The sequence below is a fragment of the Enterococcus sp. DIV0802b genome (genome assembly GCF_050543535.1).
GTDB lineage: Bacteria > Bacillota > Bacilli > Lactobacillales > Enterococcaceae > Enterococcus_D > Enterococcus_D entomosocium.
The window spans coordinates 3045793-3071070 of the sequence record NZ_CP172941.1 but is presented as its reverse complement, the minus strand read 5'-3'; the positions used below and the strand labels follow the sequence as shown (position 1 = coordinate 3071070).

General features: G+C 44.2%; 18 protein-coding genes. 11 read left to right on the top strand and 7 right to left on the bottom strand.

Annotated features, from left to right (window positions below):
• Positions 1–5: 5 nt before the first annotated feature.
• From IGJ12_RS14285 to IGJ12_RS14265, 5 genes are all read left to right on the top strand, one after another.
• Complete coding sequence (locus IGJ12_RS14285) at positions 6–920, top strand: carbohydrate ABC transporter permease (RefSeq protein ID WP_008379474.1); 915 nt, start codon at positions 6–8, stop codon at positions 918–920.
• Between the two features lie 21 nt (positions 921–941).
• Positions 942–2594, top strand: a complete 1653-nt coding sequence (locus IGJ12_RS14280) for an extracellular solute-binding protein (RefSeq protein WP_430619148.1) — start codon at positions 942–944, stop codon at positions 2592–2594.
• A gap of 84 nt (positions 2595–2678) precedes the next feature.
• Complete coding sequence (locus tag IGJ12_RS14275; RefSeq protein WP_430619147.1) at positions 2679–5726, top strand: alpha-mannosidase; 3048 nt, start codon at positions 2679–2681, stop codon at positions 5724–5726.
• Positions 5727–5732: 6 nt separating this feature from the next.
• Entirely contained in the window at positions 5733–7988 is a 2256-nt protein-coding gene (locus IGJ12_RS14270; protein ID WP_430619146.1) for a glycoside hydrolase family 3 N-terminal domain-containing protein, read from the top strand.
• Positions 7985–9370 (top strand): glycoside hydrolase family 1 protein, encoded by a 1386-nt coding sequence (locus IGJ12_RS14265; protein ID WP_016612898.1) that lies wholly within the window; start codon positions 7985–7987, stop codon positions 9368–9370. Before IGJ12_RS14270 ends, IGJ12_RS14265 begins: the two co-directional genes overlap by 4 nt.
• A 69-nt stretch (positions 9371–9439) precedes the next feature.
• Here IGJ12_RS14265 and IGJ12_RS14260 read toward each other — a convergent pair whose 3' ends face one another.
• Positions 9440–10300 carry a MurR/RpiR family transcriptional regulator gene (locus IGJ12_RS14260; RefSeq protein ID WP_008379484.1) on the bottom strand — a complete coding sequence of 287 codons (861 nt, stop codon included), beginning with the start codon at positions 10298–10300 and terminating at the stop codon, positions 9440–9442.
• Between the two features lie 216 nt (positions 10301–10516).
• Between IGJ12_RS14260 and rpsO the strand changes: the two genes are divergently transcribed.
• From rpsO to celB, 4 genes are all read left to right on the top strand, one after another.
• Positions 10517–10786 (top strand): 30S ribosomal protein S15, encoded by a 270-nt coding sequence (gene rpsO / locus IGJ12_RS14255; protein WP_005228072.1) that lies wholly within the window; start codon positions 10517–10519, stop codon positions 10784–10786.
• A gap of 294 nt (positions 10787–11080) precedes the next feature.
• Complete coding sequence (pnp, locus tag IGJ12_RS14250) at positions 11081–13198, top strand: polyribonucleotide nucleotidyltransferase (RefSeq protein WP_008379486.1); 2118 nt, start codon at positions 11081–11083, stop codon at positions 13196–13198.
• A gap of 219 nt (positions 13199–13417) precedes the next feature.
• The gene (locus IGJ12_RS14245) at positions 13418–14818 is read left to right on the top strand and encodes a glycoside hydrolase family 1 protein (RefSeq protein WP_008379488.1); all 1401 of its coding nucleotides are present in this window, start codon (positions 13418–13420) and stop codon (positions 14816–14818) included.
• Between the two features lie 2 nt (positions 14819–14820).
• Complete coding sequence (celB, locus tag IGJ12_RS14240; RefSeq protein WP_034872146.1) at positions 14821–16161, top strand: PTS cellobiose transporter subunit IIC; 1341 nt, start codon at positions 14821–14823, stop codon at positions 16159–16161.
• A gap of 81 nt (positions 16162–16242) precedes the next feature.
• On the opposite strand, the gene IGJ12_RS14235 is transcribed toward celB, so the two are convergent.
• The 5 genes from IGJ12_RS14235 to mvk all read right to left on the bottom strand — a co-directional run bounded on the left by IGJ12_RS14235 (position 16243) and on the right by mvk (position 22539).
• The gene (locus IGJ12_RS14235; RefSeq protein ID WP_051154593.1) at positions 16243–18165 is read right to left on the bottom strand and encodes a heavy metal translocating P-type ATPase; all 1923 of its coding nucleotides are present in this window, start codon (positions 18163–18165) and stop codon (positions 16243–16245) included.
• 294 nt (positions 18166–18459) lie between these two features.
• Positions 18460–19500: a type 2 isopentenyl-diphosphate Delta-isomerase gene (gene fni, locus IGJ12_RS14230; protein ID WP_016612893.1), complete on the bottom strand. Its 1041-nt coding sequence runs from the start codon at positions 19498–19500 to the stop codon at positions 18460–18462.
• The gene (locus IGJ12_RS14225; RefSeq protein WP_005233792.1) at positions 19497–20579 is read right to left on the bottom strand and encodes a phosphomevalonate kinase; all 1083 of its coding nucleotides are present in this window, start codon (positions 20577–20579) and stop codon (positions 19497–19499) included. Before IGJ12_RS14225 ends, fni begins: the two co-directional genes overlap by 4 nt.
• Positions 20580–20615: 36 nt before the next feature.
• On the bottom strand, positions 20616–21614 hold the full coding sequence (gene mvaD / locus IGJ12_RS14220) for a diphosphomevalonate decarboxylase (RefSeq protein WP_034872145.1): 999 nt from the start codon (positions 21612–21614) through the stop codon (positions 20616–20618).
• Positions 21607–22539, bottom strand: coding sequence for a mevalonate kinase (gene mvk, locus IGJ12_RS14215; protein WP_172634709.1), 933 nt, complete (start codon positions 22537–22539; stop codon positions 21607–21609). Before mvk ends, mvaD begins: the two co-directional genes overlap by 8 nt.
• 305 nt (positions 22540–22844) lie before the next feature.
• On the opposite strand from mvk, the gene IGJ12_RS14210 reads away from it, so the two are divergent.
• Positions 22845–23489 carry a deoxynucleoside kinase gene (locus tag IGJ12_RS14210; protein WP_008379503.1) on the top strand — a complete coding sequence of 215 codons (645 nt, stop codon included), beginning with the start codon at positions 22845–22847 and terminating at the stop codon, positions 23487–23489.
• A gap of 90 nt (positions 23490–23579) precedes the next feature.
• Positions 23580–24485: a magnesium transporter CorA family protein gene (locus IGJ12_RS14205; protein ID WP_008379505.1), complete on the top strand. Its 906-nt coding sequence runs from the start codon at positions 23580–23582 to the stop codon at positions 24483–24485.
• Here IGJ12_RS14205 and IGJ12_RS14200 read toward each other — a convergent pair.
• Positions 24482–25117 carry a pentapeptide repeat-containing protein gene (locus IGJ12_RS14200; protein ID WP_005233801.1) on the bottom strand — a complete coding sequence of 212 codons (636 nt, stop codon included), beginning with the start codon at positions 25115–25117 and terminating at the stop codon, positions 24482–24484. The two genes, IGJ12_RS14205 and IGJ12_RS14200, sit on opposite strands and share 4 nt — an antisense overlap.
• Between the last annotated feature and the right edge of the window lie 161 nt (positions 25118–25278).

Here is a 25278-nt window from a genome sequence, read left to right as displayed (position 1 = left end):
CAAAAGTGAAAACAACTTCTTTAATAAAAGATACCCGTGCTGATAAAATCTTTTTGATCTTTGTTTATGTGTTTTTAGCAATTTCATTGCTGATCGTTTTATATCCGCTGATCTATATCGTCAGTGCTTCGATCTCAAATCCGCATCTGGTAAACTCAGGTGAAATGTGGCTTTTACCAAAAGGAATCACCTTCGAAGGCTATCGAACATTATTGGGCAACAGCAGTATCTGGCGTGGCTATTTGAACACGATCTACTATACAGTGTTAGGAACATCGATCAATCTCTTGGTAACCTTGCCTTGTGCCTATGCGTTATCGCGAGAAGATTTTTATGGGCGACGAGCCTTCACCAATTTTATGCTGGTTACCATGTTCCTGTCTGGTGGCTTGATTCCCAGCTATTTGCTGATTCGCAGCTTAGGTATGCTGAATACCGTTTGGGCACTGGTGATTCCAGGGGCCGTCTCGGTTTACAATGTGGTTGTCACACGAACGTTTTTTCAATCCACAATTCCGCGAGAGATGGAAGAAGCAGCGATTGTGGATGGTTGTTCCGATTTTCGTCTATTCATGCAGATCGTTTTACCATTATCAACGCCGATCATTGCGGTAATGGCTTTGTTCTATGGCGTCGGACATTGGAACAGCTTCTTTAACGCATTGATCTATCTTTCTGATCGATCGATGTACCCGCTGCAGATGATTTTAAGAGAAATTTTGATTCTTCAAGATATGTCTTCAAATACCGTCAGCAATGTGACTTCAGAAATGGCGAATATGCTATACAGCAAACAGCAACTCGCTCAAGTCATCAAATACGGCGTCATGATCGTTTCTTCGTTACCGGTAATCATCGTCTATCCGTTCTTACAAAAGTATTTTGTCAAGGGCATGATGGTCGGTTCAATTAAAGGATAAAAAAATCAAAGGAGGAAGAAAATGGGATTAAAAAAGAAACTTTTAGGAATGGCGGGTGTCGCTTTATGCAGTACCCTCGCCTTGGGTGCCTGCGGCAATTCTTCAGATGAGGGAACTGGAGAAAAGAAAGAGGTTGCTATCAATCATGACAGCCAATTTCCAATCATCAAAGAAGGCGAAGAGCTGACCTTGAATATCATGGCACCAGGTGTGGGAATGGCCGAGTGGGAAGACATGCCGACGCTACAGGATTACCAAGAAAAAACCGGTATCAAACTGACTTATACGACACCGCCATCGGCTGACTTTAGTACGAAACTGAACTTAGCTTTTGCTTCCGGCGACTTGCCGGATATCGTTTACGGTGCTGGTTCGCAAGCACTGACGGCTTCGATGGAGATCGATTACGGTTCACAAGGGATTTTACTTCCCTTAGAGGAGTATATCACGCCAGAAATCATGCCAAATCTTTATGCACTGACGCAAGAAGATCCTTCTATTTTAAAATCGATCACCACGCCAGATGGGCACATTTACTCCTTACCAATGATCTCTCGGAATGCGACTTCAATCTGGTGGCAAGGCCCGATGTGGTACAACGGCACGTGGCTAGATAATTTAGGTGTATCAGAACTGCCGAAAACCACAGAGGAACTGCAAGAATTGTTGACGCGTTTCAAAGACGAAGATCCTAACGGAAATGGTCAAGCAGACGAGATTCCATTGACGGATGTCGATATGAACTCGACACGTGTTTGGTTGATGGCCGCCTTTGGCTTACGGACTCGCGGGATTCAAGTGGACGATGATGTGGTCTCCTACACACCGACATCAGAAAACTACAAAGCATTCTTGGAATACATGAATACACTTTACGATGAAGGCTTGCTGGATAAAGAAGTTTATGGACAGTCAGATGAGCAGAAAAAAGCGAAGGGTGAAAACAATCAACTAGGGCTTTTTGCCGACTATTTCAGCTTCTTTACTACTGGTCGCAGTGAGGCAGAGGCGATGAACGATCCGATCTTCCAACCGTTGACCTCTGAATGGGCACCAGAAGCCAAGATTCCTGGCAGTCCACGAATCTCTCGGGGAACTTTTGCATTGACCAATGTCAATCCTTCCCCAGAAGCTTCCATGCGTTGGGTGGATTACTTCTATTCGGAAGAAGGCACAAAATATATTGAACAAGGGCCAGAAGGTGTTCTTTGGGAGTACCAAGAAAATGCGGATGGCGAAAAAGTCCGGGTTTATGTGGATGGCATTGATACAGACAACACGGAAGACGAACGCGGCAAAATCACGCCGGCATATGGATTGACTACACCAAACATAGTCATTGATACAACAGGTGAATACCATATTCGCAAAACGGCTGATGAAGAACCAGATACTCGTTTTAGTGATTGGGTTGCACAAGAAACGGCAGAAAAGATGGAAGACATCGCTGAAGTACCATTCCCGCTACTGTATTTAACGATTGAAGAAAATGACAAAGTAGCAGCCACTGCCACTGATTTGACAACTTATGTAGAACAAATGGAAGCGAAGTTTATCACAGGTGTCGAGCCATTAGACAATTGGGACGATTATGTGAAAACGATCGAAGCAATGGGCATTGACGAATATGTCGAAGTCTATCAAACGGCCTATGACCGCTGGAAAGCAAACTAATATCATACGATAAGGGAAACGGGTCGAGACAATCAATCTCCACCCGTTTTTTTTCAAAAAATAGATAGAGGAGTCAAATGAAAAATGAGAGTTATGCAGCCTTACGAGTTTGAACGCATCCGAAAAATTTTCTACAAATTAAAACAGTACCGTGTACGCTATCAACAGCCAATAGACCCGCTTTTTTTAAAACAAGAGGATTGGGTACCGTATGAGCAAGGGAGTTATTTCGGAGAAAAAAACACCTATTATCAGCTGAAAGGCAGCTTTCAAGTTCCCAATGATTGGGTAGGGAATCCTTGTGTCTTACAAGTCTATTCAAGCCTCTCAGAGTGGGACAACACCACCAATCCCCAAATCAAAATTTATTTGGACGATACCTATGTCCAAGCTATCGATGTCAATCATCGAGAGGTCACTTTGGCTGAAGGATATCAACAAAAAGCAGTCAAACTGAAGATTGATCTGTTCTCGGGCCGTTCCGATAAACCATTCCCACTGCATATCAACTTATTGGCATTGGATCCTGTCGTCAATGAACTCTGGTTTGATTTTTATACGCTGTTTGATAGTTGGCGTGCCATTCGTGCGTTTGGCGGTGACGAAGCATTTTATCAACAAGTTCTTGGTCAAGTCGCCAATGTCTTGGATTTTCGTACGCCCTACTCAGCGGCATTCTATGAAAGTCTCGCAAAAGCCAAGCAACTGCTTGCGTCATGTTACTTACCAGCGCATACACCAAAACAAAAAGTGACGGCTGTCGGCCATACCCACATCGATCTGGCGTGGCTTTGGACGGCACAGCAAGCAATTGAAAAAGGTGAGCGCAGTTTCCAGACGGTCTTGAAATTGATGGAGGAGTATCCAGATTACACGTTTTTTCAAAGCCAACCACAACTGTATCTCTCCATGAAAACACATTATCCTGAACTTTACGCTGCAATCAAAGAAAAAGTTCGAGAAGGAAGATGGGAAGTTGACGGGGCGATGTGGGTGGAAGCCGATTGCAATTTGACTTCAGGGGAATCACTGGTTCGTCAGATCCTTTATGGCAAACGGTTTATGAAAGAGGAATTTCAAGTCGATAGCCGAGTCTTATGGCTTCCAGACGTCTTCGGTTATTCAGCCGCCTTACCGCAAATTTTACGCAAAACAAATACGCCCTACTTTATGACGACGAAGCTGTCATGGAACCAGTTCAATCAAATTCCTTTTGATTCTTTCTACTGGCAAGGAATTGATGGCAGCCGAGTTTTGACGCATTTTATTACCACCATCAGTGAAGGGTACAGTCCCAGAGATTATTACACGACATATAATGGATTGCTAGATCCTTACACGATCAAAGGCAGTTTTGAACGTTATCAGCAAAAAGATCAGCACGACGAAATTTTGATTGCCTATGGGTATGGTGACGGTGGCGGAGGCCCGACGAAAGAGATGCTAGAAGTCCAGAAACGGCTGCAAAAAACATTGCCGGATATGCCGACGATTACTGGCAATCATGTGGGGGGCTTTTTTGATCGACTGGCAGATTCTTTTAAGGAAAAATCTGGCCCAGTCTGGTACGGCGAATTGTACTTTGAATACCATCGTGGAACACTGACTTCGATTGGCAAAAACAAGAAGGCCAATCGCCAAGGAGAATTTTTCTTACAGACGATTGAAAAACTTTATAGTATTTGTGCAATCAATCGTTATCCGCAAGCTGAATTAGAACAACTTTGGAAACAGCTGCTATTTAATCAATTCCATGACATTCTGCCGGGAAGCTCGATCAAAGAAGTTTATGATCAGACGGATCAAGAGTATCAACAGCTCTTTGATAAAGGCTGCAAGCTGATCGAAACTTTGTTTCCAGCGGTGCAAGCAGCCGAAGCTACGTCATGGCATGTCTTTAATCCGCTGGGACAAGAGCGGACGGGTCTGGTCTATTTATACGATCAGACAGGGATCAAAGAAGCTTACCTGACTCAGCGGACCTATGATGACCGGCTCTTAGTCAAAATTCCCGCCATGGCTGGATTGAGCTGCAAAACACTGACCCCTGTCTCAGCTGTGCCTCAATCAAAGCAAGTGGCAATGCGGCTGGAGGAATCGTTTGAAACGGTTGATTTTAAAGTGATTTTTGACGAACACTTTGACATCATCTCTTTATTTGACAAACGGCAGCAGCGAGAAATCGTGCCAAAAGGCGAGCGGTTGAATCAGTTAGTGGCTTACGAAGATCTGCCAATGGATTATGATGCGTGGGACATTGATATTTATTACCAGAAGAAGCCTTATCCTGTGAAGCAAGTTCTCTCAGCTGAGGTTGTTGAGCAAGGGGAGATTCGCGATACCTTGAAGATCAAACGTCAGTTTGAAGATTCTTTTATTACGCAATGGCTGCATTTTTACCATGGCACGGGAAGAATCGATTTTGAAACAGCGGTTGATTGGCACCAGCATCAACTGCTGTTAAAGGCATTGATGCCGATTGATGTTAACACATTGGAAGCAACGTTTGATATTCAATTCGGGCAGGTAAAACGACCTGTGCATCAAAACACGACATGGGACCAAGCACGTTTTGAGAGCTGTGGTCAAAAATGGGTTGATCTCTCAGAAGGAAATTATGGGGTTAGTATTTTGACAGATTCGAAATATGGGTTCAATACGGATTATCAAAAGATCGGGCTTTCTTTGATCAAATCGCCGATCGATCCGTATCCAGAAGCGGATCAAGGCTTTCATGAGTTTACCTACTCCTTGTACGCCCACGAAGGGACTTGGCAAGACGCGCAAACGATGGAAGAAGCTTTGGCATTGAATGTTCCCGTTCTAACCGTTCCAAGTGTGCCACAACTATCAGCAGAAGCTTTTCTAGCAGTCGACCAAAAGAATGTCTTGCTGGATACGGTGAAAAAAGCCGAAGATGAAGAGGCACTGATCGTGCGGTTGTATGAATATCACAATCAAACCACCGCCTGTCAAATGCGCTGCCAGAAAAGAATCAAAAAAGCGGTTTTAACGAATCTTTTGGAAGAAACCGTCGCTGAACTGCCGGTCGAGCCGCTGGATGCCCAAAGCATCACAATCCATTTCCAGCCTTTTGAGATCCAGACCATCATGCTTTATTTAGAAGACTAAATAGAAATGGAGAAGCATATGATTGAGACACTTTTACAACAAATGACATTGAAAGAAAAAATTGGCCAGCTGAATCAGCGTCTGTATGGTTGGGAAGTTTACGAAAAAAACAATGGGGAAATTATTTTAACTGAAACCTTTAAAAAAGAAGTAGCTCGTTTTGGCAGTCTTGGCTGGATTTACGGCGTGTTTCGAGCTGATCCTTGGTCAGGTAGAAATCAGCAAACAGGCCTGACGACCACGGAGTCCTATGAGCTGTCCCTTATGATTCAAACTTATTTGCAGGAGCACACTCGGCTGGGGATTCCGGCCCTTCTCAGTGAAGAGTGTCCTCACGGGCACCAAGGTTTAGAAGCGACGACGTTTCCGGTCAATTTTAGTGTTGGTTCTAGTTGGAATCCAGAGCTGTATCAAGCGGCCCAAACTATCACTGCTCAAGAGATTCGGGCAAAAGGAGCCCATGTTGGCTTGGTTTCCGCATTGGACATTGCTAGAGATCCGCGTTGGGGGCGAACTGAAGAATGTTTCAGTGAAGATCCGTTTTTAACCAGCAGCTTTACCAAAGCGGCCGTCAGAGGATTACAAGGATCAAAAACAACGATAGAAAAGCAGAACGTTTTAGCGGTATTGAAGCACTTTGCTGCCCAAGGTGCAGGAATTGGGGGACACAATGCAGGGCCAGTGGCAATCGGTGATCGGGAATTCCGCGAGATCCATCTGCCACCAATGAAAGCAGGGATTGCTGCTGGGGCCTTGGGGTGTATGGCTGCATACAATGATCTAGACGGTATCCCGTGCCATGCCAATGCTTATTTGCTGCAAGATGTTTTACGAGAAGAAAGTGGCTTTACGGGAATTGTGATGGCCGATGGGTGTGGGCTGGATCGGATTGCTGACTGGCTGGGGAGCCACCCACAAGCGGCCGCCAAATCCTTGACCAGCGGTGTGGATGTTAGTTTATGGGATGAAGTTTTCCCAGTGTTAGAAGAAGCTGTCCTTGAGGGGCTACTTGCGGAAACGGCGATCGATGATGCAGTCCGTCGTGTGCTTCTTTTGAAAGAAAAACTTGGCTTGTTTAAAGAAGCAACGCCCCGTGTTTCATTGCCCCGTAAAGAAAAGGCGCAACAAGTTGCCTTGAAATTGGCGGAGGAATCGATTGTTTTACTAGAGAACAATGGTATTTTGCCTTTGAAGAAAACGCGACAAAAGATTGCCGTCATCGGTCCTCACGTTAAACAGCTCTATCATCAGCTGGGGGATTATACGCCATTCAAGGAAGAAACAACATGTACGACCCTTTGGGAAGGTTTGACCAGTTTAAGTACGCATCAAGCTGACTTCTTCTACGAGAAAGGCTGCGAAATCTCTAGTGGCACACTGGCTCAACGAAGGCAAGCCTGTCAGATTGCAGAAAAAGCGGATGTCGTCTTAGTGACGATCGGCGGCTCCAGTGCCCGTGATTTCACAACGGATTTTGACAAAAACGGTGCCGCCTTAAGGGGATCTCAGGAAATGACCAGTGGAGAAAACATCGACTTGGCTACCCTCGATTTGCCGCAATGCCAGTTGGATTTACTGTTTGCGTTGAAGAAGAGTAAAAAGCCGCTGATTGGGATCGTGATTTCCGGTCGACCGCATTGCTTAGCTCCTTTGCAAGACTTGTTCGATGGGGTGCTTTACGTTGGCTATCCCGGCCAATATGGAGGGGAAGCGATTGCTCGGATTCTTTTTGGTGAAACGGTACCTAGTGGGAAATTAGCAGTTTCTATTCCTGATACAGTTGGACAACTGCCTGTCTGTTATAATTATCGCAACACAGCGTTTCAAAAAGACTACCTCGATCAAAAAGGCGCACCAGTATATTCTTTTGGTTATGGGCTTAGTTATGCCTCTTTTATTTGCAGCTCGGTTTCGGCTGAATATGCAGGGGAAGGCATTATCGTCAGTGGCACACTTGAAAATCATTCTACTGTGTCTGGTAAAGAAGTGGTCCAATGCTATCTAAAAGAGTATACAAAAGCATATGTGCCGAGGAAAAAAGTCTTATGCGGCTTTCAAAAAGTATGGGTGCCTAGTCAAGGACAAGCAACTTTTCAACTCGTGATCGGTGAAGCATCATTGCAGCAGCTGGCAATTTCCTTGGAAGAAACAACATCGTTTTGTCTGGAAGTCGAAACAGCAGGTCAGCAGTATCGATTTGTATTTCAACGGTCCAACCCTGACCGCACGTGGCAGGTAATTCAGAAAGGAGCAAAAGAATGATTCACTTTCCAAAAAACTTTTTATGGGGAGCGGCCGCGTCAGCACCGCAAACCGAGGGGGCCGCAGTGGTTGACGGCAAAAGTCCCTCTACATGGGACAAATGGTTTGAGTTGGAGCCGTCACGCTTTTACGATGGTGTCGGACCAAGCGACACCTCAAATACCTACTATCAATACCGGGAAGACGTAGCAAACATGAAGGCCATGAACTTGAATTCCTATCGGACATCGATTGCATGGACCCGCTTATTACCAGATGGAAAAACATTGAATCAGACGGCAGTCCGGTTTTATCGGGCATATTTTCAGGAAATGCTGGATCAAGGCATCGAACCGATCATTAATTTGTTTCATTTTGACATGCCTTGGTGGCTGATGGAAAAAGGAGGTTGGGAGGCGCGGGAATCCGTGGACCATTTTGCATTTTATGCAAAAACTGCTTTTGAACAATTTGGCGATTTAGTGAAAAAATGGGCGACCTTTAATGAACCATTGGTGCATATTGAATGTGGGTATTACGGAGATGCTCATTGGCCGCAAGTGCGTGATTTCAAGCGGGCAATTCAAGTTGGTTATCATACCTTGTTAGCCCATGCGAAGGCAGTTGCTGAGTTTCGTAAAATCGCACTTCCTGATGGAGAAATCTGTATCATCTTGAATTTGTCACCTGTTTATCCAAAAAGTCAAGAAGCGGCTGATCGAGAAGCCGCTGAATGGGCAGATCTCTTGTATATTCGCAGTTTTTTGGACTGTGTCGTTTATGGACAATTTCCAGAAAAGCTAACGAGCTTATTCAAGGAGCATCAATTGTCCCCTGAATATGAAGCAACAGATGCGGAAATTTTTCGTGAAAATACCGTAGATTTTATTGGTTGCAATTATTATCAACCGTTGCGGATCCAAGCACCACTTCCGCAGAAGGCAGCATCCGGTCCCTTTGAGCCACGTCAGTTATTTCGTGGGTACGATTGGCCAGAGAAAAAAATCAATCCTCATCGCGGCTGGGAAATCTATCCAGAAGGGATTTACGATATCGCGATGCGTCTAAAGAATGACTATCAAAACATGCCATGGTTTGTTTCCGAAAATGGCATGGGGGTATCTGAGGAAGAACGGTTCATGGACGCCACGGGGCAGGTCAATGATACGTATCGGATCGCCTTTGTTGAAGACCATTTGCGTCAGCTGCATCATGCAATCGAAGACGGGTCTCCTTGTTTCGGTTACCATATGTGGACCTTTATGGATTGCTGGAGCTGGTTGAATGCATATAAAAACCGTTATGGGTTTTATCGAGTGGATTTGAAAAATGACTTCAAGCGTTATCCCAAAGCGTCCAGTTTTTGGTTGGCAGAAGTAGCTGCCAAGAATGCCCTTGATTGATCAAAGTGTCCTTAGAAGAAAAAATACCGCAGGAAAACTTTCCTGCGGACTTCTTTGGCTATGAATATTTTATAAATACTTCTCACGAAAATCGGCAATGGCTTGGCGTGAGGCATAGATATTGCGTGCCAGCTTTTCATTCTTGCTTAAAAAGACATAGAAAAGGACATCGACCGCCAATAGGTGGGCGATAATCGAATTCGTAGCAGCACTACGTTGGTTGGCTTCTTTGGAACGGGACACTTGCAGGGGAACATCCGCCAACTTTGTTAACGGATTACTGCCAAATCGGGTGAGTGACAGAATCGGGACGCCAAGATTTTTAACGATTTCTGCTAAGTGAACCATCTCAGGCGTGTGTCCACTGTTGGAAATGACCCAGAGGAGACTTTTTTTCTCGTTTTTGACGAGTTGCGGCAACAAGAGATTGTAGTCATTTTCAAACACGACGATTTTGCCTAAACGGGTCCATTTTTGTTGGATATCTTGTGCGATCAATGAAGAAGCACCGATCCCGCAGACAAAGATTCGCTCACGAGTCGCGATCAGTTCAGCGGCAGCCAACATCAGCTGTTCTTCTAACAATTGAGCCGTCTCATTCATAGTCACCTGTGCATTGTGGCTTAATTTAGATGTGATGGCATGAAAGGGCTCATTTAATTCAACATCGGCATAGCCCAAGTTTTCATTGGCATTTTGGCGCAAGCCGGATTCCGCAGATAATTGTATTTTTAAATCTGTCAAACTAGCAAAGCCGGTTTTTTTCGCAAAGCGTACGACAGTCGGCGCACTGATCCCAGTGGCTTCTGCTAATTGACTCGCAGTCATCGACGGCACTTTTTCAGGATTGGCCTCCATGAATGCGAAGAGTTTCTTCTCAGAAAGCGATAATTCATTTTTCATGCTCTCGATTCGGGAAAGAACGCTCATCCTTACACTTCCTTTAGATAGAGTAGTATCCTCAGTATAACATAAGTTTTGGAGGAGCTTTCAAAAGAAACGAAAAGAATAGGTAGATAAACTTGCTTTTTTACTTAGAATCAAGTAAAGTAATTACGTGTGAAAAGCACAGTACCTGTTACTTGGTTTAACGAATCACCAACGTTTTACTCAGTCGCAGGGGAAAAAGAAAAAGAGGTGAAAAACATGGCAATTTCAAAAGAACGCAAAAACGAAATCATCAACAAATTTGCACGTCATGAAGGAGATACTGGTTCTCCAGAAGTTCAAATCGCTGTTTTAACAGAAGAAATCAACCATTTGAACGAACATGCACGTATGCACAAAAAAGACCACCATTCATACCGTGGGTTGATGAAAAAAGTTGGACATCGTCGTAACTTATTAGCTTACCTACGTCAAAAAGACGTACAACGTTACCGCGAATTAATCCAAGCTTTAGGATTACGTCGTTAATCAAACAAAGAAAAGTGAGGTTCAACCCGAATCTCACTTTTTTGCTATGAATCACTGCGACTGCAGTGTCGGCTAAAACAGCTGATGCAGTCTGACAGGTGATCTCGAGTCATCTAAAAAGTGAAACACCGAAAGAGCGGCCTTTTGACTGGTGAATCAAAAAGCGCAGCTAAAAAGAATTTTGGGTCCTTGTAAGCAGCATCCTACTAACCAAATGAAAGCAGCGGAACGACATTCCGATTTTTTCATTTGTTTAGTAGTGACTTGCTGGGATCCGATGAAAAGGAGCAGAACATGACAGAAAAACAAGTATTCAAAACAACTTGGGGCGGCCGCCCATTAGAAGTAGAAGTTGGCCAATTAGCCAAACAAGCAAACGGAGCTGTATTGGTTCGTTATGGCGATACGGTTGTCCTAAGTGCAGCGGTTGCATCTAAGGAAGCAAAAGATACCGACTTTTTCCCATTAACAATCAATTACGAAGAAAAAATGTATGCCGTAGGGAAAGTACCTGGTGGCTTTATCAAACGGGAAGGACGTCCAAGTACGGAAGCAACCTTGACTGCCCGCTTGATCGATCGTCCGATCCGTCCAATGTTTGCGGAAGGTTTCCGTAACGAAGTACAAGTAACAAACATCGTAATGAGTGTTGAACAAGATTGTACGCCAGCAATGGCGGCAATGTTAGGTTCTTCTTTAGCATTGTCTATTTCAGATATCCCGTTTGACGGACCGATCGCTGGTGTTGATGTTGGTCGGGTCAATGGTGAGTACGTCTTGAATCCAACAGTAGAACAAGCAGAACAAACTGATATCGAATTGACAGTAGCTGGAACGAAAAAAGCTATCAACATGGTTGAATCAGGCGCGAAGGAAGTTTCTGAAGAAGACATGTTAGGTGCGTTATTATTCGGTTTTGATGCTATCCAAGAATTGGTTGCCTTCCAAGAAGAAGTTGTCGCAGCTGTGGGTAAACCAAAAATGGAAGTCAAATTGTTACAAGTAGATGCTGACTTGAAAAAAGAAATTTTCGACGGCTACTACCAAACAATGAAAACTGCTGTTATGACTGAAGAAAAATTGGCTCGTGAAGACGAGATCGATAAAGTCAAAGACACAGTGAAAGAAGTGTATGCAGAAAAATTTGCTGGACATGAAGAGGAAGCACAATTCTTGAAAGAAGTGAAACAAATCGCGGAAGATCTTGAAAAAGATGTGGTTCGCGAATTGATCACCATCGACAAGATTCGTCCGGATGGCCGTCAATTAGACGAAATCCGTCCATTGGCATCAGAAGTTGGCTTATTGCCACGTGTTCATGGTTCTGGTCTATTTACTCGGGGACAAACCCAAGCATTGTCTGCTTGTACATTAGCACCTTTAGGCGAACACCAAATCATTGATGGATTAGGGGTTGAAGAATCAAAACGATTCATCCACCATTACAACTTCCCTCAATTTTCTGTTGGTTCGACTGGTCGTGCCGGCTCACCAGGACGTCGTGAAATCGGTCATGGTGCATTAGGCGAACGTGCCTTAGCACAAGTGATTCCTGATGAAACAGACTTCCCTTACACAATCCGTCTCGTTGCAGAAGTATTAGAATCAAATGGTTCTTCTTCTCAAGCAAGTATCTGTGCAGGAACCTTAGCATTGATGGATGCAGGGGTGCCAATCAAAGCACCAGTTGCAGGTATCGCAATGGGACTTGTATCTGATGGTGAAAACTACACGATCTTAACTGATATTCAAGGCTTAGAAGATCACCTTGGCGATATGGACTTTAAAGTTGCTGGAACCAAAGATGGGATCACTGCGTTACAAATGGATATCAAGATTCAAGGAATCACTGAACAAATCTTGACAGAAGCATTAGATCAAGCGAAAAAAGCACGGATGGAAATCTTAAATGAATTGACATCAACATTGGCTGCTCCTCGTGAAGAGTTAAGCCAATACGCACCGAAGATCGAAATGATCCAAATCGATCCTGCGAAGATCAAAGATGTAATCGGTAAAGGCGGCGACACCATCAATGGCATCATTGATGAAACTGGCGTGAAAATCGATATTGATCAAGACGGAAAAGTTTCGATTGCTTCTGCTGATGCAGAAATGATCCAAAAAGCTATCAAGATCATTGAAGAATTGACGAAAGAAGTAAAAGTTGGCGAAGTGTACCTTGGGAAAGTTGTCCGTGTTGAAAAATTCGGTGCGTTTGTCAACTTGATCAAAGGCAAAGACGGCTTAGTTCACATTTCACAACTTGCGAACGAACGGGTCAACAAAGTAGAAGACGTTGTCAAAGAAGGCGACGAAATCTTAGTGAAGGTCACAGAAATCGACAAACAAGGCCGTGTGAACCTTTCAAGAAAAGCACTATTGAACGAAGATAAAGCAGAGCAAAAATAAGCTGCTATTTCTAAATTATCGCATTGAAAAGCAAAGTCTAGGAAACTAGACTTTGCTTTTTTTTTGTCTAAGTAGCACATCTTCAAAAGGGTCTTACTTGACAGGAGTTATTTTTTGCTTTAGTGCGAAAAATAAGAGATAATTCAGAATATTGTCTTTGCCATGCAAGCAATAATTCTAAGATGTTAAACGCATCTTATTTAGGATAAGGAGTACGATATGAAACAAACATTTCCAACTGATTTTTTATGGGGAGCATCGATTTCCGCTCACCAAACCGAAGGAGCGTATCAAACCGATGGCAAGGGACTGAGTGTCCAAGATACTCGTCCAAGAGACAACCACAAGATCGCGGATTTTACTGTGGCTGTCGACCATTACCACCAGTACAAAGAGGATATCGCCTTGTTAGCAGAAATGGGGATCAAAATTTTCCGTTTTTCGATCGCTTGGTCGCGAATTTTTCCAGAAGGGCGCGGTACTATTAATCAAAAAGGATTGGATCATTACAGCGATGTCATTGATGAATTGCTGAAACACGGCATTCAGCCCTTTGTAACGTTGAACCATTTTGACTTGCCGCAAGCATTGGAAGACGAAGGCGGCTGGACAAAACGCAGCACCGTTGAGGCATTTGCCGCATACGCCAAAACGCTGTTTACAGCCTATGGGGATCGAGTGACGCACTGGCTGACGATCAATGAACCAAATATCATGCTGTTGGTGGATCAAAAAATATTAGGGAAAAAGATTCCATTATCAGAAAAATACCAGCAATTTCATCACCTGATGATCGCTGAAAAATATGCTTTCGAAGCGTGTCATGAAATCGTACCGAATGGCAAAATCGGACCGGTGCCGAATATTTCGTTGGTCTATGCGGCGACTAGTCGACCAGAAGACAACCAAGCGGCGCTGTATTTCAACAGTGTCCGGAACTGGGCGTACCTTGATTTCGCCTGCTTCGGTCGTTACAATACGGTCTTTCAAGATTATTTGAACCAAAACGGCCTCACGATTGACTTTGGTCCGGAAGATGAGGTGTTGATGAAACGGGCTCTGCCTGACTTTGTCGCAATGAACTTCTACACCACGGTGACAGTGGAGCAGCCGACGGAAGCTGGGGACATGAAAAACGGCATCAGTGATCAGCAAAGTGAAGACATTATGGAGCGTGGTTTTTACAAAGGGTTCACCAATACGTTCTTGAAGAAAAATGCCTTCAATTGGACCATCGATCCCTTGGGACTGAAAACGACGTTGCAAACACTTTATGATCGTTACCACTTGCCGATCATCATTACTGAAAACGGCTTAGGGGCCGAAGACCATCTAGAAGCAGATGGCGCGGTTCATGATCCGTACCGTATCGATTATTTGTCGCAGCATATCAATCAATGCTTAGCCGCGATCAATGCTGGGGTGGATCTGATCGGATATAGCCCGTGGTCTGCCATTGATTTGATTAGTGTGCATGAAGGGATTCGAAAACGGTATGGTTTTATTTACGTAGATCGCAATGATGCAGAGGAAAAAGAACAAAAACGAGTGAGAAAAGACAGCTTTTATTGGTATCAAAAGCTGATTGAAGAAGGGGCGATCCCTTCGTTGGAGGAGTAATGATGACAAGTGTTTTTACCTTTTTAGAAACGCGTTTGATGCCGCCATTGAATAAGTTGGCGAATTTACGCTTTATTCGCGCAATCATGCAAGCTGGGATCATTACGGTCCCTTTTACGATCGTCGGATCGATTTTTTTAATCATCAATAATTTACCACAAATCATTCCACCACTGGCTGGCTTTTTCGAACAAACGATTTTACGATTTTCACCGCTTTATAGTGTCGTAACTACCATGTCTGTTGGCTCGATTGCTGTTTTTTATTGTTTAGCAACAGGGTATTATTTAACTGAGATCTATCATAAAGAAGAGCATTTGACTATGAGCAGTTTTGTAGGGGCGTTATTAAGTTTGTTTGCCTTTTTAATGACGATCGTCCAAGTCGATATCACAGATGGTGCGGCACAATTGCTGCAGTCAGAGAGCGAAACCGCCATTGTTTATAATGGGGTCGCTTTAGGCGGTTGGATCACTCGCTTCAGTGGAGTAGGGATCTTCATCGGGATTATCACTGCAGTACTTGCTACGTCAGTCTATCGTTTTTGTGTAAAAAGAAAGATCACCATCCAGATGCCTGAAGGGGTTCCTGATGGAGTCAGCAAAGCATTTGCGTCATTGATCCCAGCGATTTTGATTGCCTTTTTGATGGTGGCGATCAATGGAGTACTGGCGGTTTTCCACACGGATCTTCACGGATTGCTATCCAAACCATTTGAATTCGTGAAGGAGTTGACGGGTTCGTGGTTAGGAATCATCGTGATTATGCTCCTTATCCATCTCTTATGGGCAGTGGGGGTTCATGGGACGGCAGTTATAAAAAATAGTTTCATCAATCCCATCCTATTGGTGGCTCTAACTGAAAATATCGATGGTGCCAATAATATTTTTGCTGGGGATTTTGTGAACATGTATATTTTTATGGGTGGCGCAGGAAGTACACTTGGATTGGTTTTATTGATGCTGTTTGTGGCAAAATCACAACAGCTCAAAGTCTTAGGAAAAGCAGCGATCTTACCGGGGCTTTTTAACATCAATGAACCAGTGATCTTCGGGGCACCGATCGTCTACAATCCGTATTTGATCATCCCCTTTATCGTAACACCTTTGATCAACGTGACGATTGCTTACTTTGCTAGCTCGTTTGGCTTTGTCGATAAAGTCATTACGGGAATTCCCTGGATTTCACCGGTGGGCATAGGGGCGTTTTTAGGAACCGGCGGTGATTTCCGAGCCATCCTGATCGCTTTGATCAACTTAGGGGTTTCCATTCTCTGCTATTATCCATTCTTTAAGATGTACGATGGCAAACTCTACACGGAACAACTTGCCAATCAAGCATAAGTAGAAAAAACAGCAAAACGCCCGTTGATGGACTTCTAGTGAAGTGCCAACAATGGGCGTTTTTGCTAGTGCAAATAGTGGTCACGTATGCAAAGACTGTTGATACAAGACACAATCATCGCAATCTTTGCGGGTTGGTTTGGCTTGCTGGGGTGTTTCTTTGTGTAATGGCAAAAGCATACGCAACCCGTTTAAGATAACTAAGATCGTGCTTCCTTCATGACCCACGACCCCTAGAGGTAGCGTGAGAAATTCAAGGAAGTTTGAAGCGATCAGCAACAAGATGACACTGATAGAAAAGACGATGTTTTGTTTGATGATCCGCTGTAATTTCTTAGCCAAACGGTGACTGTCGACCAAACGCAGCAAATCATTTTTCATCAAGACGATCTCCGCCACATCCATTGCGACATCTGTTCCTTCGCCCATCGCGATCCCTACACTTGCGGTCGCTAAGGCGGGGGCATCATTGATCCCATCACCGACCATCGCATTGATTTGGTAGGTTTCTTTCATTTCTTTGATCCGAGTGGTTTTCTCATCAGGCAGGCAATCACTTTCGTAGTCAGACAAGCCGATTTCTGCGGCGATCACTTTGGCAGTACCTAAATGATCACCCGTCAGCATCGTCGTGTGAATTCCTTGCTTATTGAAGTAGGCAAGACTCTCACGAGCTTCAGGACGGGGCTGATCCAATAGTGCTAAATACCCTGCTAATACACGGTCACGATTGATATAAATCAAGGTTTTTCCGGCTGCTTTCAATTCTTGGATGCGGGTTTGTTCACTGACAGCAACAGAGGTTAGATCGACTTCTTTTCCAATCGTCCAATGGGCAGCTTGGTAAGTGGTGGCTAGACCGACCCCCGCTTGTTCTTCCACTGCTAATTCCAATGGTCTTTCATCGTGGAAATACGCCAAGATCGCTTCAGCCAATGGGTGATTTGATTGTTTTTCCATCCCAACAATCAGTTGGGGGATAAACGGTTCATCCAGCAATAGATGAACATCAGTGACAGCAGGTTTGCCTCGAGTCAGCGTTCCGGTTTTGTCAAAAGCGATCGCTTTGACATTGGCAAAGGCATCCAAGGCTTGTCCGCCTTTGCATAAAACGCCCAAACGAGCAGCGTGAGAAATGGCTGCTAACGTCGCAGGAGTAGCAGAGGCGACTAAGGCACAAGGGGATGCCACTACTAGTAAGACCATGCCACGATAAAAACTTTCTTGGAACCCCCAATTCGTGAAAAACGTACACAAAACGATCATTAGTGGGACGGCGATCAGGACGATCGGCACATAGATCCGTTCGATTTTTTCGATCAGGGTCGCCGTTTGACTTGGCATTTGCTGCGCTTCTTCCACCAATTGAATGATTTTTGCAAAGCGGGTGTTTTCACTCGTTTGAGTAACTTCAATGTACAATGGCTGCCCAAGGTTGATGGTTCCCCCAAAGACTTCACTGCCTAAACGTTTCTCGACAGGAATGGATTCGCCACTGATGGCCGCCTCATCAACACTGCTGGTTCCTTGGATCACGATACCGTCGATCGGGATCGCACTGCCTTTTGCCACCATAATCGTATCTTTTAACTGAAGGGCTTCGACTGGTACTTCGACGAGCTCCCCAGATTCAATCATTTTTAAGGCAGTCGTTGGTTGCAGTGCCATTAATGAACTAATTTCTCGCGTACTTTTGTTGGTCGTATATTCCTCAAGGGCACCGCTCAAACAAAAGATAAAGGTCAGCATCGCCCCTTCAAACCAATGCCCAATGATACAGGCACCAATGGCGGCTAACGCCATCAGTAGATCGACGTTCAACCGTTTGTCGTGCACCAATTCTTGCGTGCCTTCCCAGGTTTGTTTCCAACCCCCGGCAAGAATCGCTAACAGATAAGGGACAAAGCTATAAGGAATGGAAAAAGATGCCATAAGAAAGCCAGTTGCCATCAATAGCAAACAAGCAATCGTTGAAAAAACAGCCGACGATTCGGATTTACTCATAAGAAACGCCTCCTTTTGAATGTAGTCTATGAATGAAAAAACCGATCCTTTTCTCAAGAAACAATCGATTGTTCCTCCCTCAACTTGAGCATAGCACATTCGAAAACAAGATGGTAAAAAAACAACGTACCTGATAATGAAAGTGATTATCAAGTAGCGATTAAATAACGCTACTATCCAAATGATAAATGGAAACTCACTATTATAGAAAAAAGAACACAAAAAAAGCAGTACAATAAAAAACGAATTGTACTGCTTTTGCTTGTTCGATGTGGTAGTCAGCGACTGGATCGGTTAACGCAAACTATACTTTGCTAAGGGAATCTGACGTGCTTCACACCACTCTTTGACAGCACCAGAAAAAATCAGCTGGATCTTGGTGAGGTCTTTGGTACTTGTCTGTCCTGCCATAGTGTAGAGCAGCTGTAGCTGTTCCTTCCATGATTGCAAGGTGGCGATCGTTTCTTCTTTGCCTTTTGACAAAAGCAGCACGAGGATCGTGGCGGATAGTCCTACACTATCCGCACCAAGGCAAAGTGCTTTGAAGATATCGTAAGCATCCCGAACGCCGCCTGAAGCGATGCGGGTAAAGGGCTGTTGGATCTCATTTGCTTCCAGCAAGGAAATCACGGTGGATTGACCAAAGGTGTCTAAATACGCCAATTCACGTTTTTTTCGACGAGCATTTTCGATTTGAGTAAAACTTGTGCCGCCGCTGCCAGCAACATCAATCGTTTGTACGCCGATCGCCAGTAACTGCTGAATCGTTTCACGAGACATCCCAAAGCCGACTTCTTTGACGACAACCGGAACGGCAACGGAAGCAACCGTTTTTTCCAATAAGGACAGCCATTGGCTAAATTGACGATCGCCTTCGGGCATCACTAATTCTTGTGGTGCATTAAGATGGATCTGCAAGGCGTCGGCGCCAAACAGTTCTACTGCCCGTTGTGCATTTTCAACGGGACTGCCCGCACCAATATTGGCTAATAAGAAGCCGTCAGGATTGGCTTTACGGACGATACGGAAAGAATCGGCGACACTTGGGTCTTTTAAGGCAGCCGAAACGGAGCCGGTTGCCATCATCAAGTCACAGGCTTGCGCGATCTCTGCTAACTCTTGATTGATTTTTAAGGTTTTTTCACTGCCGCCTGTCATGGCATTGATGAAAAAAGGGCTGGAAAATGAGCGGTCAAAGACAGTCGTCGTAATTGACACATCAGCCACGTCAATTTGCGGAAAGGACTGGTGGACCAAGCGAACTGCATCAAAATCGTTGCTGTGTTCTTTATGGAACGCTTTTGCTAAGGAAACATGTTCATCTTTTCGATTCATGATAGGTCCTCCCGGTAATGGTAAACATGCAGCGGCAATGGGGTGATCTCGGCTTTTTCCCACGCACTCATCAATGGTAAAATACCGGTTTTCTGGTCAACGATCACGATGCCACAATCGCCACCGCCGGCACCAGAAGATTTGGCTGCGCCACAATAATTTTCTGCTAGATCACAAAGCTTTTTAAGTGCGGGGGTTTCAATCGGTACACCAGTTAGTGCAGACAACTCCCGCAGGAGCTTTCGATTTTCCGTGATCATTTTTTTGATCGTGCGACTGTCTTCATTTAAAAAGCCGTCGATCAATCGATTGACGCAGTCTTTGCTGGCTGCTAAAAAGGCGGCATAGGCGTTTTCTTTTTCTTCTTTGGATTGATAGACTTGATCCACTAAATCAGAAGTAGAGGCAGGAGAGCCTGTCCAACCAATCAATAGTCGAAGCGATTTCGGAACCGTCAAGGGACGGATCGATAATCCTGGCCAATCGAAAGCAATCAATTCTGTTAAGGTATGGTCCTTTTGTTTGGCTAAGACCCAGTCGTGATCGAAGGTTGAAAAAGCGATCCAGCCGCCATAACAAGAGGCCGCAATATCACCGCACGACCCATTGCCTTGAACAGCGAGATGGGCAAGAGCCGCAATTTTGAATTGGGTCAACCGATCCATTTCCATTTGATAGTACAGATTCAATGCTTTGACCGTGGCAACAGTCACGGCACCGCTGGAACCGAGGCCATATTTGCGACCATTCGAGTTATCCAGTTCACTGGTCACTTTTAAATCGTAAAAGGAAAGGGGGATGCCTTTTTCTTGGGCATATTTTTCCGTCAGACGAATGGCTGCCAAAATATAGTGGAAAGGATTATCCCGATGGTCTAAGACTAATTCGCCTTTGCGACGCGTCCAGCGAATCGGCAGGTCGCTGTATTGGGCAGACTGGATGCTGCCGTTTTTACGGGCCTCTTCCACATTGACTGTAATAAATTGGTCAACGGCAACGATGATTGCAGGATGACCAGGTTCGACAACGGCGTATTCACCAGCAATAAATAGTTTTCCGGGAACGGATAGTTCAATCATTTCGACACTCCTAATCGATGGCTTCTTAATGGCTTCTTAGTTGATGGCAGAAGATTCTTCCACCGGTAAAAAGGCTAATCCTTTACCCGCGTGAGCAGTTACTAATTGTTCTGAGGCAAAGTGAGCACTTAATTCACGTAAAATCGTTTGTTCTTCTTGTTTTTGGCATAAAACTTTGACATTGGGACCAGCATCCATCGTGAAATAGCAAGCCAATCCTTTTTTTCGCAGCATTCGGACACATTCCATGGCTCGTAAAGATTCAGAAGACCAATAAGTAAAAGGTGGTTCGGCGGCTAAGGTCGTTCCATGCATTTTCAAGGCGTTGGCCTCGGTCGTTTCACCTAAAGCAGTAAAGTCTTTCTCGGCAATCGCTTGTTTCATTTTCACGAGATCAGTTGCGGTGGCAGTAAGCCAACCCGGATAAAAACTCGAGGTTTCAACGGTTCGACGCATCCCCTCACGACTGGAAACTTCTTTGGCTTGTGCGTTGATCAAAATAAAGATCATACTCAATTCTTCTTCCCAGCCATTCGACGGCACTTGCGTGGCAAAAGAAGTCTCATCGGTGCCTTGATGCCATTCAGCAAAGCCGCCGTAGATACTCCGACACGCCGAACCAGAACCGCGACGGGCCAAACGGGATAACTCTTGCTCCGACAAGTTTAATTCCAGTGCTTCACTACAGGCACCCGCCAATGCCGCTAATCCACTGGCAGAAGAGGCAAGTCCGGCAGCGGTTGGAACAAAATTTTGACTTTCCACCGTGGCATACCACGGGCAGTCCGCTTTTTTTCGTACCAGATCCAAAAAGTCCGCAACTTTTTTTGTGGCAGCGTCTGTTTGAACCACGCCATCCAATGTAAAGCGATCTTGCGTAAAATCGGGTGAAAAAGCCACCGTTGTTTCTGTGTAAAAAGCATCGAGGGTCAGGGACAAACTATTGTTCATCGGTAAAATGAAAGTTTCATCTTGTTTTCCCCAATACTTGATCAATGCGATATTCGTGTAGGCGCGAGCCTTTCCCTTATACATGTTCATAAACTCCTAATCCTTGTATCCATGCCGCACGAGCGCCATCGGACAATAAAATACGGCTGATATTCTCAGCCTGTTCCTTCGTTTTGGTTAGTGCGATCATACAGCCGCCCCGGCCCCCGCCGGTCAGCTTTGCCCCGTAAGCACCGTGTGCCAACGCTAAGGAAACCAACTGATCCAGTTGCTGATTGCTGACCCCTAGCTGCTGCAGGGCCTGATGGGCGTTGTTCATGCTTTCACCTAATACTTCTAATTGATTGGCTATGATGGCCTCTTTAGCTTTTTTGGTTTCGATCCCTAAACGCTGGATTGCTTGACTAGCCAGCTGCTTGCTGGTTTCAAAAAGATGGGCGACACTTTTGACTGCTTCTCTCGTTTGCCCTTTGATTCCAGTATCAGCGACGAGCAAATAACCGTCGATCGTGAGGGGAAACGAAGTGATGGGATGCCCTTTGATAAAGTAAATGGCATCTGTCCCACTGGCTGCCGCAGCATCGATCCCGCTAGGATTGCCATGAGCGATTTTTTCAGAAAAGTTGACATAGGTCATCAATTCTTCTTTTGTAAAGTCTTTTTTGATCCAATCAAAAAAAGCGCGAGTCAGTGCAACAGCGACCGCCGCGCTAGAACCCATTCCCCGTTCAGAAGGGATAGTGCTGACGATGGAGGTTGCAAAAGGACCCGTGTGGAAGTCTTGTTGCAGACGATGCAGCAAGTCTTTGACATTTTTTAAGTGGCTGGGGACTTCTTCAAGCAGACCGTGATAGTAACTTGAAATCAAGGTGCTTGTTTCATTTGCTGTGATCTCGACTTGTACTTTTGCTCCCGCAAAAGGGAAAGCAATTGCTGGTTCACCGTAAACAACCGAATGTTCACCCATTAAGATGATTTTTCCTGTAGCTATGCCAGTACCAATTGACATTATTTTCCTCATTTCTCTAGGGAGCTTACCCCACATGATTCATTTATCGTTTGTCAGTCAATTGTAACTATCTCCTGACAAAAACACAATTTAATTAAAGATCCTTTCCTATTTTACTAGAAGAAGGCTCTTTCGTTAAGCATTCCGTATGAGATTTCAAAAAAAAGCAAAAATCTTTAAACTTTTATTGAAAAAATTCTTGATCTGTGCTTCAAAAGTTTCAGTTGACGGCACAAGATATAGTGTTGTATAGTTGATATCGCAAAGGCAACATACAATATTTAGTGATGAGTGAGTTGGGGGATATGAGCGTGATCGTATTAGCAGGAACGATTGGTGCCGGTAAATCAAGTTTGACCGCATTGATCGCCAATCATTTTGGCAGTCAAGCCTTTTATGAATCGATCGATGACAATGAAGTGTTACCATTATTTTATGCAGATCCAAATAAATATGCGTTTTTACTGCAAATCTATTTCTTAAATAAACGATTTGAAAGTATCAAGCAAGCCATGAAAGACGACAATAACGTCCTGGACCGTTCCATTTATGAGGATTCACTGTTGTTCCATTTAAATGCGGACCTTGGGCGAGCGACCGATACCGAGGTCAAAGTCTATGATGAATTGTTAGCCAATATGTTAGAAGAGCTGCCGTATGCAGCCCACAAAAAGCATCCAGATCTTTTGGTGCATATTCGCGTTTCTTTTGAAACGATGCTCGAGCGTATTGAAAAACGTGGGCGGGAATATGAGCAGTTGACCTTTGATCCTTCGTTATACGACTATTACAAAGAGTTGAACAAACGCTACGATCAATGGTACGAAGAGTACAATGAGAGTCCAAAGATCCAGATCGATGGCGATCAATTCAATTTTGTCGAAGACCCGCAAGCGGCACAGGCCGTTTTAACGATGGTGGAAGAGGCCTTGAAAGACGCCCGTAAATAAGTAATAGCCAATACAGCCAGGAAAGTCCTTTGATTGGGCTTCTGGCTGTTTTCTTTTATAATAGAAGAAAGCAAGAGTGGAGGATGGATTGTGGAAAACAAACATGTCTTTTATGACGGAAACTATGAATGGATTCAAGTCGACCAACAAGACGCAAAAAGCGTGATGGCACTGCAAAAACAATATCATTTGTCTGACGAGATGCTTACGTACTCTTTAGATAAAAACGAACGCGCGCGGGTCGAATATGATGCCGAAGAGGAAGCATTGCTGCTGGTTTTCAATGTACCTCAGCAAGAAAAGCGTGAAAATCATTTTGAGACCAGCCCGATGACGTTTATTTTAAAAAGGAAGCAACTCTTTACTTTTGCATCCCACAATACCCGTTATGTGATTCCAATGATGGAGCGCTTGATCCTGCAAAACCCGCTGCAAACGCCCATTCATTTTTTGTTTCAAAGCTTGTTCTTGATTTCTGGCACGTTTTTTCCGTTAGTCGAAGAAGTCAATAGTGAGCGGATTCGCTTGAATCAGCGACTACGGGAAAAAACAACCAATAAAAACTTACTGCAAATGTCTGATTTGGAAGTTGGACTGGTTTTTTTAGTGTCTGCCACGAAACAAAATGCGGTCCTCTTGGAGCAAATCAAAGCATTATCCATTTATCGTTTGATGGATGATGATGAGCGGGAACAACTGGATGATGCCTTGATCGAAGCCAAACAGGCAGTGGAAATGACCCAACTGGCATTCCAAATTTTGGAACAATTGTCTGGTACCTACAATAATCTATTAAACAATAACTTGAATGATACCATGAAGTTTTTGACCGTTTGGTCCCTCTTATTGACTGTGCCTTCCATCGTCACCAGTTTCTTTGGCATGAATGTTCCGCTGCCTTTTACCAATAGTATTTTCGGTTGGGGTATTGCCTTGTTGATCAGTTTAGTGTTATCCGTCTGGATGTTGATTGCTTTATGGCGCAGAATTCGTTAGTCGATCACCAAACCTAGACCGGCGGCGATGACCAAGGCTTGTTCTTGATCGACTGTTAGTCCTCGCAAGTGTTCAAAGGACAACGCGATCTTTTGAAATTGATTGGTCCGAAAATCTAAAGTTGCTAATTTTGTGTGAAACCAGTTGCTATTGTTCAACTGGTTTTCTTGTAGCGTCAAGTGTTTCCAATCCATCTCATAAAACTCACTGTCGTTTAGTTGGCACTGACGAAACAGCATCGTCCGTAAATTGGTATTGCTAAAAGAAGCAAAGTTTGCCACGCAATCTTCAAAGGTACAGTCACGGAAATAGCTTTCCGCAAAATTCGTACCAGTCAATTTACACTGTTTAAAGTGAACACGATGAAAGCTGGCACCAAAACATTCCAGATTAGAAAAATCGCAGTTCTCAAAGAGGACATTTTGACATTCCCATTGACTCAAGCGTGTTTTTTGCATCGTCACTTTCTTGAAATGACATTGCTTCAAGATAAGGTTTTTGCAAGTATCATAGCTATAATCACCGCCTTCGAACACCCCCCCTTCGAAAAGCAGTTCTTCTTCTAAATAAAAATCCTGTGGCTCTAATGCCGACAATAAGGGCGGTAGTGGCAATACGATTTTTTTCTTCATCAAGATCCCATCCTGTATGTTTTTCTCTCAGTATAACACGGCGAATCGATGCCGCGATAGTTACGAAAAAGCGGCAGGGTATTGTGAAATTTATTCAATCGGTTTGCAGAATGCTTTTATAACAAGGAAAATCTTTGATTTTTAATACATATTTTTTCACA

What these genes read in the sequence shown, in the direction of transcription:
- IGJ12_RS14245 (WP_008379488.1), top strand. Translation starts at nt 13,418, where the DNA reads ATGAAACAAACATTTCCAACTGATTTTTTATGGGGAGCATCGATTTCC.
- rpsO (WP_005228072.1), top strand. Translation starts at nt 10,517, where the DNA reads ATGGCAATTTCAAAAGAACGCAAAAACGAAATCATCAACAAATTTGCA.
- IGJ12_RS14200 (WP_005233801.1), bottom strand. Translation starts at nt 25,117, where the DNA reads ATGAAGAAAAAAATCGTATTGCCACTACCGCCCTTATTGTCGGCATTA.
- mvk (WP_172634709.1), bottom strand. Translation starts at nt 22,539, where the DNA reads ATGTCAATTGGTACTGGCATAGCTACAGGAAAAATCATCTTAATGGGT.
- IGJ12_RS14265 (WP_016612898.1), top strand. Translation starts at nt 7,985, where the DNA reads ATGATTCACTTTCCAAAAAACTTTTTATGGGGAGCGGCCGCGTCAGCA.
- celB (WP_034872146.1), top strand. Translation starts at nt 14,821, where the DNA reads ATGACAAGTGTTTTTACCTTTTTAGAAACGCGTTTGATGCCGCCATTG.
- fni (WP_016612893.1), bottom strand. Translation starts at nt 19,500, where the DNA reads ATGAATCGAAAAGATGAACATGTTTCCTTAGCAAAAGCGTTCCATAAA.
- mvaD (WP_034872145.1), bottom strand. Translation starts at nt 21,614, where the DNA reads ATGTATAAGGGAAAGGCTCGCGCCTACACGAATATCGCATTGATCAAG.
- IGJ12_RS14235 (WP_051154593.1), bottom strand. Translation starts at nt 18,165, where the DNA reads ATGAGTAAATCCGAATCGTCGGCTGTTTTTTCAACGATTGCTTGTTTG.
- IGJ12_RS14210 (WP_008379503.1), top strand. Translation starts at nt 22,845, where the DNA reads ATGAGCGTGATCGTATTAGCAGGAACGATTGGTGCCGGTAAATCAAGT.
- IGJ12_RS14270 (WP_430619146.1), top strand. Translation starts at nt 5,733, where the DNA reads ATGGAGAAGCATATGATTGAGACACTTTTACAACAAATGACATTGAAA.
- IGJ12_RS14260 (WP_008379484.1), bottom strand. Translation starts at nt 10,300, where the DNA reads ATGAGCGTTCTTTCCCGAATCGAGAGCATGAAAAATGAATTATCGCTT.
- pnp (WP_008379486.1), top strand. Translation starts at nt 11,081, where the DNA reads ATGACAGAAAAACAAGTATTCAAAACAACTTGGGGCGGCCGCCCATTA.
- IGJ12_RS14225 (WP_005233792.1), bottom strand. Translation starts at nt 20,579, where the DNA reads ATGATTGAACTATCCGTTCCCGGAAAACTATTTATTGCTGGTGAATAC.
- IGJ12_RS14275 (WP_430619147.1), top strand. Translation starts at nt 2,679, where the DNA reads ATGAGAGTTATGCAGCCTTACGAGTTTGAACGCATCCGAAAAATTTTC.
- IGJ12_RS14280 (WP_430619148.1), top strand. Translation starts at nt 942, where the DNA reads ATGGGATTAAAAAAGAAACTTTTAGGAATGGCGGGTGTCGCTTTATGC.